The following is a 14,670-nucleotide window of genomic DNA, read 5'->3' as shown; positions in this document are numbered from 1 at the left end:
AAAGCGGCGCCGGCTCCGTCACGTCCAAGCAACTCTCCGGCCGGGATTCAGCTTCACGCTTATTCCGCTCATCCGGCTCTCTTCCGCCGCCTCCAGAAAGCGGATCAGCTCGCCCGTCTCCTCCATGTCCGGCTCCGCGCGCCCTCCGGCGAACATCGCAATCACCTTCTCCAGGAGGCTTGCGTAGTAAGGCCTCGGCCCGCTTCCGACCTCGACGACGGACGTCCCCGTCTCGCGGTGCACCCGCGCCCCGAAGGCGGAACTCCCGCTTCGGCCTCCCCGGATCGTTCCGATCCGGCCGTCCTTCCACTTGCCGGCGATCAGCTCATGCCCCTCGGAGGAGAAGGCGTGAACCTCCTCGCAGCCGCGGCCCATCGCCGCATACAGCATCTCCGCCGAATGGATGCCGTACCAGAAATAATGGCGCTGCGTCGGCTGCACGCTCATCGGCCCGTAGACGTCGGCGCCGAGTATCGCGCCCCCGTCCGGCCGCCGCAGCTCCGCCTGCAGCTCGTCCGCGAAGCGAAGCGACGAGCCGCTCATGAGCGGAACCCGGTACCGCAAGGCAAGCCGCCAAATCTCGTCGGCGTCCGCCGCGGTCAGGGCGAGCGGCTTATCGATGAACACCGGCTTCCCGTACGGGGCGATCCGCGCGAACTGCTCCGCGTGCACGCGCCCGTCCGCCGATTCCAGCATGATCGCGTCGCATCGCTCCGCGACCTCCTCCGGCGAATCGACGATTCGTACGCCATGCTTCGCGCGCAGCTCCTCCGTATACCCCGCAACCCGTCCGATGCTGAGCGGGAAATCCGGCGAGCCGCCGGGATAGGCGGCTGTGATCCGCCCGCCCGGAATATGGTGCGGGTCGTCCCGGTCATGAAGCAGCCGCGCGAAAATGACCGCATGCGACGTGTCCAGGCCGATCATGCCGATCCGAATATCGTTCATCCCGCTGTCCCCCTCCCCGTCGCTGCTCCGGCTTCGCTCAAGCGGCCGAAGGCAATCGCGGCCAGAATGGACGCCCCCAGCGGAATGCAGGCTTCGTTCAGCGTATAGCGCGGATGATGAAGCCCGTAAGCCCGCTCCGCGCCGGTCGAGGGGCCCGACCCGAGCCAGAAGAAGCAGCCCGGCACCCGTTCGAGGTAGACGGAGAAATCTTCCCCGGCAAGCGTCGGAGCCGCCTGGACACGGTTCTGCGCTCCGATCGCCTCGTCCAGGACGGCTTCCGCATGCCGCACGCACGCATCGTCGCCAGCGAGCACGGGCACCTGACGGACGTACCGGACGTCCGCCCGGCACCGGTAGGCCTTCGCCGTCTCCTTCGCGAGGCGCTCGATCCGGCCGGCCAGCGTCTCCCTCGCTTCCGCGCTGAATGCGCGAACGGTGCCGGTCAGCTCCGCCCGCTGGGGGATGACGTTGTTCGCCTCCCCGGCCCGCAGGCTGCCGACCGTGACGACGACCGGCTCGAACGGGGACACCTCCCGGCTTGCGACGGTCTGCAGCGCCATGACGACGGCGGACGCGCAAACGATCGGATCGGCGCCCTGATCGGGAATCGCGCCGTGCGCGCCGCGCCCATCGATCGCGATTTCGATCCGGTCCACCGAGCCCATCAGCGGCCCGCAACGCGTCGCCGCCTTGCCTGCGGACAACGTCGGCAGGTTGTGAAGGCCGTAAATCTCGTCCACGCCGTCCAGCGCGCCGTCCTCGATCATCGCCTTGGCGCCGGCGTTAATCTCTTCGGCCGGCTGGAAGAGGAGCCGCACCGTGCCCGCGAACCGGCGCCTCTGAAGCAGGCGCGCGGCGCCGAGCAGCATCGCCGTATGCGCGTCGTGGCCGCAGGCATGCATGACGCCCGGCCGCTCCGAGGCGAAGTCCAGCGCCGTCTCCTCCCGAATCGGCAGCGCGTCCATATCGGCCCGCAGCGCGATGACCGGTCCCGGCCCCTCGCCGCGAAGATCGGCCACGATGCCGTGCCCGCCCACGCCGGTCCGGCATTCGATGCCGAGCTCGCGCAGCTGCCCGAGCACCCGCGCCGCCGTCTCCGATTCCCGCGAGCTCAGCTCCGGGTACCGGTGAAGCTCGCGCCGGAACCGGATCAGCCCGTCTCCGATCCGTTTTCCCTCTTCCATGAAGTCCATCAGGAAGCTCCCCCTTCTCCCTCGGTTTCCCCTTTTCCTTTTCCTTTTTCTTTTTCTTGTCCTTTTTCATTGCCGCCCGCCGATTTCTTCTTGCCGTACAGGTCCTTAACGATCCGTTTGCCGGTCGGCGTCTGGGCCAGCCCGCCCATGCCGGTCTCCCGGTGCTTGTCGGGCATCGCGCCGCCGACCTCGAGCATAACCTGGATGACCTCGTCCGACGGGATGACGCTGCGGACGCCGGCAAGCGCCATGTCCGCCGCGGCCAGCGCCGTGACGGCGCCGAAGCCGTTGCGGACGATGCAAGGAATTTCGACCAGCCCGCCTACCGGATCGCAGATGAGGCCGAGCGAGTTTTTGAGCGCCAGGCCGACCGCATGAACGGCCTGCTCCGGCGTCCCCCCGCGCAGCTCGGTCAGCGCCCCCGCCGCCATGCCGATGGCGGAGCCGACCTCGGCCTGGCAGCCGCCCTCGGCTCCGGAGATGAAGGAGTTGTTGGCGATGACGTACCCGATCGCGCCCGCGGCGAACAGCCCCATGACGAGCTTGTCGTCCGCCCAGCCGAACCGCTCCTGCGAGCTGACGAACGCGCCGGGAATGATGCCGCACGACCCGGCCGTCGGCGTCGCCACGATCCGGCCCATCGAGGCGTTCACCTCGGAGACGGACAGCGCGTAGGCCATCGCCAGGCACGCCTCCTTCCCCAAGGAGGCGTCGCCGCGCTCCATGTATTCCTTCACGCGGACCGCGTCGCCGCCGGTCAATCCGCTTCGCGACGGGACGGGCTCGTCGAGCCCGCGGCGGACGGCCTCCTTCATGACGCCGAAGTAGTCCGCCATCTGACGGAATACCTGCTCTTCGCTCTGGCCCGATTCGAGCGCCTGCTCCGCGAGCATCAATTGCCCGATCGTCTTGCCATCCTCCCGGCAGCATGCCGCGAGCTCGTTCAAATGGCTGAATTTCATTTAAGCACCTCCTCCTGCCGTAAGATCGACGAGACCGACGCGCGTCACGTCCTTCATGCCGCGGATGGTATCCTGCAAGGCTGCGGATACGGCTTCGTCGGTCTCGATGACGGTCAGCGCGTCGCCGCGCCGGCTCTTCCGGTCGACGTCCATGTAGCCGATGTTGACCCCTTCGCGTCCGAGCAAACCCGTCACCTCGGCCACGATGCCGGGACGGTCGCCGTGGAAGACGAAGAGCGTCGGCGTCCGGACGGTGAATTTCACGTCGAAGCCGTTCACGTCCGTCATCTCGATGTTGCCGCCGCCGATCGACGCGCCGACGATGGCATCCTGCCGGCCGCCTCCGCTCAGCGTGAGACGGACGGTGTTCGGATGGGCGAAGGGGCCCTTCCCTTTGCCGAACGTCACGTTCATGCCGGATAATTCCGCCAGCCGCAGCGCGTCCCGGATGCGCATGTCGTCGGTCTCGAAGTCGAGCAGGCCGGCGGCAAGCGCTAGGTCGGTGCCGTGTCCCATGTACGTCTCCGCGAACGAGCCGTAGAGCACGATCTCGGCCGCCTCCGGCTGCGTCCCGAACAATCGCCTGGCCGTACGGCCGATCCGCAGCGCCCCCGCCGTATGGGAGCTGGACGGTCCGACCATGCTCGGTCCGATGATGGAAAATACGTCTTTAAACCGCACGGCCTTAAATCCTCCTTATGTCATTCGCCAAGCCACTCCCGCAGATGGTCTTTGACAAATGCGTCGTCGTTCAAATGCGGGTAAGCCCGATAGACGCGGTCGATTTCCTCGGCCTGCCCGGCCGATAGCGCTTCGTGCGGGTTCAGGCACCACGTCCCCGCAAGGAGTCCCTGCCGGCGCAGCACCTCGTGAATGCCGGGGATGCAGCCCGCGAAGCCGTTCGCGGGATCGAAGAACGCCGCGTTCGCGTCCGTCGTCTCCACGTTCCGGGTCAGCCAGTCCCGGCGGATATGCGATTCGCCGCGGCAGCGCTTGATCTCCTCGAGCAGCTCGACCGCCTTGCGGGTCCAGACCGCCCAATGCCCGAGCAGGCCGCCGACGATCCGCTTCTCCACGATGCCGCCGTCTACCGCGAACCGGTAAGTCGTCAGCAGATCGCCGACGATGTTGTCGTCGTTGCCGGTATAAAGCGCGATTTCGTCCCGGCGTCCGGAGCTGCAGACCGCGCGCGCAACGTCAAGCGTCTGGTAGCGGTTGAACGGCGCCATTTTGATCGCGACGACGTTCGGAATATCGGCGAAGGCGCGCCAGAATTCGAAGCTGAACGTCCGTCCTCCGACGGAAGGCTGCAGGTAGAAGCCGATGACCGGCATGAACGCCGCGACGGCCTCGGTCCGCTTCAACAGGTCCTTCTCGCTCCACCCGGACAGTCCGCCCATGCTGAGAAGCCCCGCGTCGTAGCCGAGCCCCGCCGCGATCGCGGCTTCCTCGAGCGCCTGCTCCGTCGGCCCGCACAGTCCCGCCACCTTCAGGAACGGCCGGTCCGGCCCCGCCTTCTCCGCCTCCTCCGCCGCAAGCCGCAGCACCGGCTCATACAAGTCTACGCCTCGTTCGCGAATTTCAAACTGCGTCGAGTGCACGCCGACCGCCATGCCACCCGCGCCGGATGCCGCATAATAGCGCGTCAGCGCGCGCTGGCGGCGTTCGTCCAGCTTGCGGTCCGCATCCAGAGCGAGCGGATGGGCCGGAATGACGAGACCGTCATGAAGCGCTTCGGCAAGCGCCGGCGACAATGTTCTGCGCGATCCGCCCACTTAAAATTTCCCCTTTCTCTCTTGGAAGTGCGTCGGCTTGTTCCAGGTCGGACCGTCCGCCTTCACCCAATCGGCCACCCAATCGATCATCTGCAGCAGCGACACGCGCGGGTAGCCGAACAGCTGGTGCGACTTGGACGCGTTGCTGAGCAGCGCCGTCTCCTGCTCCTCCCCCGCGAATAGCGCCTCCCGTCCAAGCCGCTTGGCCAGCTCCCCCGCCGCCCACCGGATCGACATCGTCTCCGGCCCGGTGACGTTGATCGTCCGCGGCGGGCTCGAGCATTGCGTCAAGCAGCGCAGCGCCATTTCGTTGGCGTCCCCCTGCCAAATGACGTTCGCGTGTCCCATCGCCAGATCGACGGGGCGTCCGTCGCGGACGGAACGGGCTAATTCGAGCAGCACGCCGTACCTTAGGTCGATCGCGTAATTCAAGCGGTAAATCGCCATCGGCGTCCCGTTTTTGCGAGAAAAATATTCGAACACCCGCTCCCGGCCCAGGCAGGACTGCGCGTATTCGCCCAGCGGCTCGGGCGATACCGATTCGTCCACCCCTCCGCCGCCAACCGGGGACAGCGGGTACACGTTGCCGGAGGAGAACACGACGATACGCGAATCCTTGTACTTCTCCGCCACCCTTCCCGGCAAATAAGCGTTCATCGCCCACGTAAAATGCTCCCTCCCCGTCGTTCCGAACTTATTGCCCGCCATATAGATGACGTTCTCGGCCCGAGGCAGCTTCGCAAGCTCTTCTTCGTTCAGCAGATCGCAGGACACGGTCTCGACCCCCGCTTCCGCAAGCTCCCTCCTCGCCTCCTCGTTCGTGAAGCGCGAGACGCCGATCACCCGCTTGTTCAAGCCGCCTTCCCGGATCGCGTTCGCCGCGAGTCCCGCCAGACTCGGCCCCATCTTGCCGCCGACGCCCAGCACGAGAATATCCCCTTCTATCGACCGCAAATCGGCGATCAGCCGCTCCGACGGCTCCGCCAGCCTCGCCTCCAGCTCCGCAATGCTGTTCATGCTGCTTCCTCTCCTCCCAATTCGATTACGTCTTCCTCCCCATCATAGCGAGAGACGGGATATAAAGACAAATCTTTTAATCGTCTTTAATTAGAGTCCGCGAAACGCCGGAGGTCAGCCCGCAGGCCGTTAAATCCATTCGTCACCTCCCTCGCATATGCCGCCAGCTACACTACTCATCCGTTACCTCACTCGCATGTTACCTCTCTTGCAGGATTCACTCGCCGCCTAACGTTTTACATGCTCCCAAGCATGATAAGCCGACAGTAAGCCGCAAAGCTCAGAAGTTGGCCATGAATATATCAATCCCTTATCAACTGCCACTTGGGCGATGAAGCAAATGGGAACCGGATTAGTTTCAAAAACTGAAATAAAAAGGAGCTCTCCCCCTCCGAACATGGTGTTTATTTCAAAATTTGAACCTAACTGCCGGATATCAGGGACGCTCCGCCCGTTACTGACGGTTTAATTTCAATTCTTGAAACTATACCGCTCACCCCTTCTTCGTAGTCGCATTTAATTTCAATTTTTGACACTACGTCAGCACCTGAACGAAAAAAAAGCCACCCGGAACATCCGGATGACCTGTCCATCATGCGAAGAAGAGCCCCCGCTCAATTTCCGCTCAAGGGCTCTTCTCCAAAAAAGTCAGCTTGAACAGCTGCCGAGGCCGTCCGCGCGGCACCTTCTCCATGCCGGCCACCTCGACGAGGCCGTTGTCGATCCACAGCAGCAGGAGACGATGCGCGCTTCGGACGGTAATGTCGAGCAGCGAGGCGAGCTCATGCACCGTGTACGCATACTTGCCGAACCTCGCCCGGTGGTGCAGCAGCTTGCTCAGGTAGGCGCTCGTCATCCCCGCGTCCTCCGCCCGCTTGATCAGCTCCGCGTCCGTGAAGGAGAGCACCTTCTTCACCGGGTCGGCCATCTCAAGCGGGCCGATCAGCGTGCCGTCCTCCCGCACGATGAAGCAGGCGTTGCCGCCGGCCTCCTTCGCCTTGCGCAGGGAGGCTCTCGCGTTCGTCCCGGCGTCGCTCGCGGAGCGGCCGAAGCCCATCCCGATGCTGAGGGAAATGCCGTACGCCTCCTTGATCTCCTTGGCCAGCGGGATCGTCTTGTAGCCGCCGGTCTCCCGCTCGAAGATCCCCCTCGTCGTAAAAAACAAATATTCGTCTCCGCCGAGATGCGTCAAATAGCCGTCGAGCAATTCGACGTAATCGAGCACCTTGCGGTGGATGTCCAGCTTCAGCTTCTGCACCTCGTGCTCGTTGCCGCGCTTCATGGCCGTCTCCCCGAAGTCGTCGATGTTGACCATCCCGACGACGATCTGTCCCTCCCGGCTGCGGCGCGTCTCGGTGGACAGCAGCGCCCGCTCCAGCGAGACGACGATGTCTTGGTCCGAGGGGGCGAGCCGCTCGTGCGGAACGCCGCGGGCGGCCAGCTCCTTCGCGACCGACTCCAGGCCGGTAATCGCGACCGTGCTGCGCCCCGATTCGAAGCCGGCCTGGTGAAAGGCGGCCAGCTTGTCCTTCTGCGCGTAGGAAGGACCGTCGTAGACGAGCGCGGATGCGCCGTCCATGCCCAAATCCTTCAGCGTCCGCGCGACCATCGTCTGCGTCAGCGTGTCCACGGACAATCCGCCCGCAAGACTGCCGGCGCGCTGTGCATAGAAGAGCGCCCGGTACAGCCCGGCGTCCGTTACCGGAACGTGATGGAGCGGCACCGCCTGTCCGATCCGCTCCTTCACCATGCGCTGAACGAGCGGATCGGACAGCAAAATAACCTCGACCTCCCGGACGATCCGCTCCGCCAGCTCCGGCGCCTCATCCGCCTCGCGGAACACGAGCGGCACGGGCTCGAAGGAAGGGAACGATTCTATGACCCGCATCATCTGATCCACGATTGGCCCGGGGCCGATAAGGCCGATTCTAATCGGCTTGGCAAGCTCCCGATTCAACGTCGGCATCTTGCATTCCTCCCATCCGTTACCGGCTTTCCCCGGTCGCCCGAAGGAAAACGTTTATGTCCATCATACCCGAACGAAGCCGTTTGGCAAGCTGGACTCTCCGTTTCCCGCCGAAACGCACGCAAACGAGCACCTCTCCGCGAGGTGCTCATTCGTTCGATTATTGTCTCGTCCTCTCAATCATTCGCCCGCTCCGCTCTTCCCTCTCAGGACGACCATTCCGCGACGAAAGCTTGCAGCTGCGCCTCGATTTCGGCCCGGGCGGCGGCCGCCGCTTCGTTCGGCAAAGTCTTCTCCAGATGCTTCAGCCCGTCCTCGAAATGCTTGACCGCCTGCTTCTCCCGCCCCTTCTCCAACTGATGGACCGCCTGCTTGACCGCATTTTCCAGCTTTTTGCTCAGCGAATGGCCGATCGCGCCTTCCGACGCCCAATCGCCGATCGAGGCGAGCAGTCTGTCGGGCGTCGCCTGCACCGTATACGAAATCGACGCATCGTCGTAATAGGCGGTCGTCATCCAATAGGTCGAGCAGAACAGTACGAGCCTTGCATAAGCCGCGCCTGCCGGCGCGATCCCTTTCATCTCGAGCGTCTGCCACGCCCCCGCCCCCTGGGTGATTTGCAGCGACTTGCTGTCCAGCTGCTTGCCGGCGGCGTCGTAGAAGTTGAAGGAAGCGAGCGTCCGCCCCTCCTGCAGGAATAGCTTCGCGCTTGCGGTGTATTCCGTGCCGGGCTTCACGCCGATCGGCTCGGTCGCGACGGCCACCGTCTCCGTCGTCGAACGGTCCGTCAGCTTCAAGGCGTAAGGCGCCGTCGCGGCGCGCTCCTCGCTCAGCCCGTACGACACGTTAGGCGTGACGTTAAACAGCGAGCTCCAGCCCGGAATCGAGCCGTCCTCGGCCTGTTCGTCGAACGAGCCGTTCCGGATCGGCAGGCCGACCTTCACCGGAATTTCCCCGGTTCCTTCCGCTACCCCGATTTTTTTCAAAACGGTGCTGTCCGCGTAATAAATGTGACCGTCCTCGCCGAGCGTCATCAGCTCCGCCGCGCCGAGCGCGACCGAATCGAGATTCGCCGGATCGATGACCGTCATTTGGCCGGCCAAGGTCGTATACAGGTAACCGTCCGCGCCCCAGCGCATCTGGATTGGACGCCACCTGCCATAATCGGTTACGCCCGGATAGATCACTTTGCTCTTCACGATCTGCTGCGTAGCCGGATCGACCGCGAAGATCGCGCCGTCGGCCGCCGCCCATAGCAGCCCGTCGGGGCCGAGGCTGAGCCCGCCGATCATCTTAGGCGCCGCGGCGAGCCCCGGTATTTGCGGCACCCACTCCTTCTCCTTCGTCCCGGATGCGACGTCCCAGACGAACAGCTTCGCCGCCGGCTCCGTCGGATCGATGCCGAGCCCGCCGGCGACCGTCGTCGAACCGTACAGCTTGCCGTCCTTCAGCGCGAGCCCGACGATGCTCTGATGATGGACGACGTCCTCATACACCGCGGGCGGCTCGCCCGATGCCGGATCGTATACGGTCAGCGAACCGCCGAGCACCCCGTAATCCGGAATGGTGCCGATGAACAGCTTGCCTTCCCCGGCGATCATTTTGAACGGGCGGTCCTGATGCGGCACGTCGAACAGATGGCGCGGATTGGCGCTTGCATCGAGCGGCTTCGACGTATCCAGCTCGTAAATTTTCGCGCCGGGGTAGACGCCCATGTACAGCTTGTCGCCCAGATAGCCCATCCCTTCCGCCTGGCCGAGCGGGAAAGAGACCGTCTCTCCCGTCTCCGGCGAATAGGAAGCGCCCCTGCCGCCGGGGTAGCCGCTCATGTAGAGCTTGCCATCCGGCCCGTTCTCGAGCGTCTGGATCGGAATCGGATTGCCCTGCACGGGATATTCGATCACTTTGGCCGTCTTCGTCTCCGGATTCAAATAGGCGACGCCCCCGCCGAAGGTGACGGTCGCCAGCGAGGAGCCCGGAAGCTCCGGATCGCCCGGGAAGTCGATCCACGCCGTGCCCCGCAGGAACGTCCCGTACGGAATGCCCGTGTCGACCGCGTCGAGCGTCGTCAGATCGAGCTCCATGATCCGGTTGTTCTGGGCAAAATACGCCTTGCCGCTGCCCGGCTTGCCGTGCGACAGCCGAATGCCCTTGTTGTTCAGGTGGTAACGGTCGCTCCACTCCCCGCTCGCCAGATCGTAGAACAGGAGCGGACTCTTCGCGCTCGAAAGGCCGGCGACCAAATAGCCGCCCCAGGCGTCGAGCTGGTTCACCATCCCCGTGTCGACGGCTCCGCCGTGCGTCGGAAGGGCGATCGTCTCCTTCTCGCCGGTCTCGACGTTCAGCTTGACGATGCTGCCCTGAATGCCGATTCCCGCATATACGTAGCCGTCATGGTAAGCGGTGGACCGGGAATAGCTCTGCCCGGGCGCGACCGTGCCGTAATCCTTCATCTCCCCGGTGGCGGGGTCGTAGCGGCCGATCTTCGCGTTCGGATAAGAGCCGAAATAGACGCGCCCCTTCTCGTCGTGGGATAAGCCGTAGGCGACGCCCTCCCCGATACCGCCCAAATCCTTAAGCTCCTTCGCGGCCGGCGAATAGCTGAACAGCTTCCCGGCCCCGCCGCCTCCGATGTAGACCGTGCCGTCCGGCAGCGTAAGATGCGACCAGGAGCTCTCCGAGCCCGGCAGCGGATACGTGCGCAATACGGTCCGGCTTGCGAGATCGATCACTTGGAAAATAGCCGGCTTGCCGGATACCGTCGTATAGATCACATCGCGGCCGTCTTCCTTCCCGAACGTCCCGTCGTAGATCGCGATGCTCTGAATCGGCGATCCGATCGCGGACGGCGCGCCGAACGACCGGTCGACCCGGGCATGGGCCGTCCCCGCCCCGGCGAGCGACCAGACCAATGCGACGCATAACGCCGCGCAGATGTAGTTAAAATGCTTTTTCATAGGCTCCCTCTTTTCCGTATTCGAGTTAGAGAAGCTTATGCCGACGCAAGATGTCTATCGTTATCCTTTGACCGATCCGAGCATAACCCCCTTCGCGAAATATTTTTGGGCGAACGGATAGACCATCAGCACCGGAATCATGGACAGCACGATCGTCGCGTTCTTCATCGCCTGCGGGGCAAGCGCGGCCCGGTCGACGAGCGCGGCGTCCGATTCGGAGTTGAAGATGAGCATGTCCCGGAGCACGATCTGCAGCGGGAACATTTCCTTGTCGTTCAAATAGATGAGCGGCAGGAAGAAGCTGTTCCAGTGCCCCATGAAATAGAAGAGGCCGATGGACGCAAGCGCCGGCTTGGACAGCGGAATGATGATGCTGAACAATATCCGGTATTCCGAAGCTCCGTCGATCATGGCCGCTTCCCGGATTTGGGAAGACATATTTTCATAGAAGCTTTTTAATATGATCAGCTCGAACGTCCAGATTGCATTCGGCAGGACGAGCGCCCATACGGTATCGATCAAGCCCAGCTCCTGTACAATCATGTACGTCGGGATAATGCCCGCGTTCAGGAACATCGTCAGCACGATCGCCACCATCCAGAACCTGCGCCCGAAAAATCCCCGCTGCGCCAGCGGATACGCGGCAACCGCGGTGAAGAGCAGGTTAAAGAACGTGCCGAGCGCGGTATAGTACACCGTATTGAGATACGCCCGCGGAATTTTGGCGTCCTTCAGCACCTCCGCGTACGCTTCGACGTTGAACCCGCGCGGCCGCAGGAAGACGTTCCCCTGCAGCACGGACACCGTATCGCTGAACGAAATGACCGTAATGTACCATACCGGATACAGCGTCGACAGGGCGACCCCGATTAATAGAATCGAATTTACGACGTTAAACAACGATAATCTGCGTTCGCCTACCATAAGCCGCCGCCTCCAATCCGCTTGCTAAGGAAGTTCGCCGCCAGCAGCATGACGAGCGCCACCGCCGATTCGAACATGCCGACGGCCGCCGCATAGCTGTAGCTCGACTCCAATAAGCCCTTCCGGTACACGTAGGTCGAGAAGACGTCGGCTACGTCGTACGTCATCGGGTTGTAGAGGAGCAGCACCTTCTCGTAGCCGATCCGGAACATGCTGCCCGTATTCAGGATGAACATGACCAGCAGCGTCGGCATCAGGCCGGGAAGCGTAATGCTCTTGATCATTTGGAACCGGCTGGCGCCGTCCACCTTGGCCGCTTCGTAGAGGGACGGATTGATGCCCGCGATGGCCGCCAAATAAATGATGGCCTGGTAGCCTGCCGTTGCCCAAATTTCCGAGATGACGTAGATCGGCCGGAACCAGTCGGGATCGATGAGGAAATACTTCTTCTCGAACCCGAGCAGCGCGAGAAATTGATTAATGACGCCGTTCGTCGGCGACAGGAAATCGATGATCATGCTGCTGATAATGACCACGGACAGGAAGGCGGGCAAATAACTGAACGTCTGGACCGACTTTTTGAACCATTGCAGCCGGACCTCGTTCAGCAGTACCGCCAGCAGAATCGGGAAAGGAAAGCCGAAAATAAGCGTGTAGCTGCCAAGCAATACGGTATTCCGGAACAGCAGCCAAAACTCCCGGTTGCCGAAAAACTTCGCGAAATGCTTAAGTCCCACCCAATCGCTTCCCCATACGCCCTGGAATACGCTGTAATCCTTAAAGGCGATCACCAGCCCGTACAGCGGCCCATACCGGAAAATAACGAAAAATAGAATGCATGGGATGAACAGCAGCAGCAGCTGCCGGTCCCTCCTCATATGCTTTAACATACCGATGAAACGCGATTTGACCGGTTTCTTGATGCGCGCGCCCGCGTCGGCGCCCGCCGCCTCGATGATAGGTCGTTGCACGGTAATCCTCCTCCCCGGATGACGGGCGCCCGGTCGTTCAAGGGTCCGGACGCCCGCGCTCCGCCGCTAACCGCCGATCGCCTTATTCCGCGGCGTCGTAGCGTTTCTGGGCATCGTTGAATAGGGTCAGAATCTCGTCGACGCCCGATTTGGCGGCCTCGGCGATCCACGCCTCCCACTGCTTGTCGCCGTAGCTTTTGTCCAAAATATATTTGGAATTGAATTCCTCGGCCGCTTTTTGTAGCGTGGTCTGCAAATCGGACAAGGCCGCCACTTCTTCGTCGGTAAAATTCAAGGTCGGGTCTTCGGCTTCCCTCAAATTATCCTTCATGATCGTATCCTGCGCCTCTTGTTCCTTCTCGGAATATTTGTAGTAGACGCTTCGTCTGTCCGGCCTCAAATAAACGCTCTCCTGCCACATGCCGTAGCGGTCCTCCAGCACGCTGATATCGACGAGAGGCAGGTCGGCCAGCTCGGGGTAGACCGGGAAGCCGTCTTCCCCCCATTCGAAGTTGACGCCTTCGACGCCGACCGTGATGAGCTCGCTGCCGGACGGGCTCGTCAAGTAGTCGAGCAGCTTGAGCGCCGCTTCCTTGTTTTTGTTGTCGGCGACCGCCACGCCGAAGTCGCTGATCTCCGGCAGGGTTCTCACATGGCCGGTCGGTCCGATCGGCAGGGCGTAACGGAGATTGAAGTCCGGCATCGTCTCCTTCACCTGGTTGTAGAACAGATCGAGCCGGCCGATCCAGTCCCAGGTGACGAACGCTTTGTCCGTCGTCATCTTCGAGGTCCACGAATCCTGCGTGTCGGTCAGGAACTCGGGATCCATCAGCCCTTCGTTGTACAGCTTCTTCATGAAATCGAGCATCTCTTTATGCTCGGGCTGCACCGCGGCGAACTTCCACGCGCCGTCCTTCTCGTCGTAATAAGCCGGATATTGGCTGCCGCCGATGCCCCAGCCGTACGACCAATCGCGGAAAATCCATTCCGTGTTTTTGGAAGCGTACGGGTAGCTGTCCGGATACAGCTCCTTCAGCTTTTTCAGCGCTTGGTAGAACTCCTCCGTATTCGTCCAAGGCTTAATGCCGTGCTTGTCGAAAATGTCCTTCCGATACATGAAGCCGTGGTTGACTTCGCGGTTCAGCCGGTAGATCGGCCACGAATACAGATTGCCTTCCTGATCGCCGAACGATTTGAACACCCAGTCGTTCTCTTCCCCGTACAGCTTCTTGAAGTTCGGCAGACTATCCATGTGTTCGTTAATATTGACGACGCCGCCCTGCTTGCCGATGTCCTTCAGCTCCGCCGACTTCAGGCCGTTGAAGATGTCCGGCAGCTTGCCCGACGCCACGATGACCCGAAGCTTATCCTCGTAGGTTTGGGGCGAATACGTCTGGAATTCCACCTTGATCCCGGTGCGCTTCTCGATTTCCTTGACGACGAGCATGTCGTCCGTAATGGTTACGTTGCCCGCGTGCATCCAGGTAATCGTCGTCGGCTCGTCGACGAGCGGAAGCGCGAGGCCGCCCGTGTCGCCGTATTGCTCCGCCGCGCCCGGGGCGTTCGCGCTCTCCTCCGGCGTCGCGGCGTTCCCGCCTCCGTTCACGCCGTTATTGCCTCCGCTGCATGCCGATATGAGCGCGACGACCATCGCCATCACGACTAACAAACCTGAAATCTTTTTTGCCATTTCGTATCCTCCCTCGAAATCCGTTCATTTGTAACGCGAGCAGCTATCAATTATGTTAATTTTCGTAACATAAACTGCCTATCCACATTGTAGGAACATCCGTTATCTCCGTAAACCGTTCGTTTTCCTTTCCTTTGCCGTTTCTGCCACGGCCACAGCAATCATGCCGTAAAACCCTTATTTTTCAAGGCCTTTAGCAGCATGGAAAATGCTGTTGAGGTAGAAAATGATTAAAATACTCGCGTCATATTATGTTACATGAATACC

At 62.0% G+C, this 14,670-nt stretch carries 11 protein-coding genes; all 11 read right to left on the bottom strand.

Annotated elements, in window-relative coordinates; translation table 11 throughout:
- Positions 1-18: 18 nt before the first annotated feature.
- The 11 genes from IDH41_RS09045 to IDH41_RS08995 all read right to left on the bottom strand — a co-directional run bounded on the left by IDH41_RS09045 (position 19) and on the right by IDH41_RS08995 (position 14,403).
- Complete coding sequence (locus IDH41_RS09045) at positions 19-948, bottom strand: Gfo/Idh/MocA family protein (RefSeq protein WP_190860253.1); 930 nt, start codon at positions 946-948, stop codon at positions 19-21.
- Positions 945-2,141 carry a M20 metallopeptidase family protein gene (locus tag IDH41_RS09040; protein WP_190860251.1) on the bottom strand — a complete coding sequence of 399 codons (1,197 nt, stop codon included), beginning with the start codon at positions 2,139-2,141 and terminating at the stop codon, positions 945-947. The genes IDH41_RS09045 and IDH41_RS09040 overlap by 4 nt, the downstream gene beginning before the upstream one ends.
- A complete protein-coding gene (sdaAA, locus tag IDH41_RS09035; RefSeq protein ID WP_190860249.1) occupies positions 2,141-3,103 on the bottom strand; it encodes an L-serine ammonia-lyase, iron-sulfur-dependent, subunit alpha in 963 nt (320 codons plus the stop codon). The genes IDH41_RS09040 and sdaAA overlap by 1 nt, the downstream gene beginning before the upstream one ends.
- Positions 3,104-3,784, bottom strand: a complete 681-nt coding sequence (gene sdaAB, locus IDH41_RS09030; protein WP_190860247.1) for an L-serine ammonia-lyase, iron-sulfur-dependent subunit beta — start codon at positions 3,782-3,784, stop codon at positions 3,104-3,106. It abuts the gene before it with no gap.
- Between the two features lie 20 nt (positions 3,785-3,804).
- Complete coding sequence (locus IDH41_RS09025; RefSeq protein WP_190860245.1) at positions 3,805-4,878, bottom strand: dihydrodipicolinate synthase family protein; 1,074 nt, start codon at positions 4,876-4,878, stop codon at positions 3,805-3,807.
- A complete protein-coding gene (locus IDH41_RS09020; RefSeq protein ID WP_190860243.1) occupies positions 4,879-5,895 on the bottom strand; it encodes an NAD-dependent epimerase/dehydratase family protein in 1,017 nt (338 codons plus the stop codon). It lies immediately after the preceding gene.
- Positions 5,896-6,520: 625 nt separating this feature from the next.
- On the bottom strand, positions 6,521-7,861 hold the full coding sequence (locus IDH41_RS09015; RefSeq protein ID WP_190860241.1) for a GTP cyclohydrolase IIa: 1,341 nt from the start codon (positions 7,859-7,861) through the stop codon (positions 6,521-6,523).
- Between the two features lie 206 nt (positions 7,862-8,067).
- Positions 8,068-10,818, bottom strand: coding sequence for an FIMAH domain-containing protein (locus tag IDH41_RS09010; RefSeq protein WP_190860239.1), 2,751 nt, complete (start codon positions 10,816-10,818; stop codon positions 8,068-8,070).
- Between the two features lie 60 nt (positions 10,819-10,878).
- The gene (locus IDH41_RS09005) at positions 10,879-11,742 is read right to left on the bottom strand and encodes a carbohydrate ABC transporter permease (protein WP_190860238.1); all 864 of its coding nucleotides are present in this window, start codon (positions 11,740-11,742) and stop codon (positions 10,879-10,881) included.
- Positions 11,736-12,632 carry an ABC transporter permease gene (locus IDH41_RS09000; protein ID WP_190860308.1) on the bottom strand — a complete coding sequence of 299 codons (897 nt, stop codon included), beginning with the start codon at positions 12,630-12,632 and terminating at the stop codon, positions 11,736-11,738. Before IDH41_RS09000 ends, IDH41_RS09005 begins: the two co-directional genes overlap by 7 nt.
- A gap of 163 nt (positions 12,633-12,795) precedes the next feature.
- The gene (locus IDH41_RS08995; RefSeq protein ID WP_190860236.1) at positions 12,796-14,403 is read right to left on the bottom strand and encodes an extracellular solute-binding protein; all 1,608 of its coding nucleotides are present in this window, start codon (positions 14,401-14,403) and stop codon (positions 12,796-12,798) included.
- Positions 14,404-14,670: the final 267 nt, after the last annotated feature.

The sequence above is a fragment of the Paenibacillus arenilitoris genome (assembly GCF_014705655.1).
In the GTDB taxonomy this organism is placed as follows: domain Bacteria; phylum Bacillota; class Bacilli; order Paenibacillales; family Paenibacillaceae; genus Pristimantibacillus; species Pristimantibacillus arenilitoris.
The sequence above is the reverse complement of the archived record's forward strand: the minus strand, read 5'-3'. Positions and strand labels throughout refer to the sequence as shown.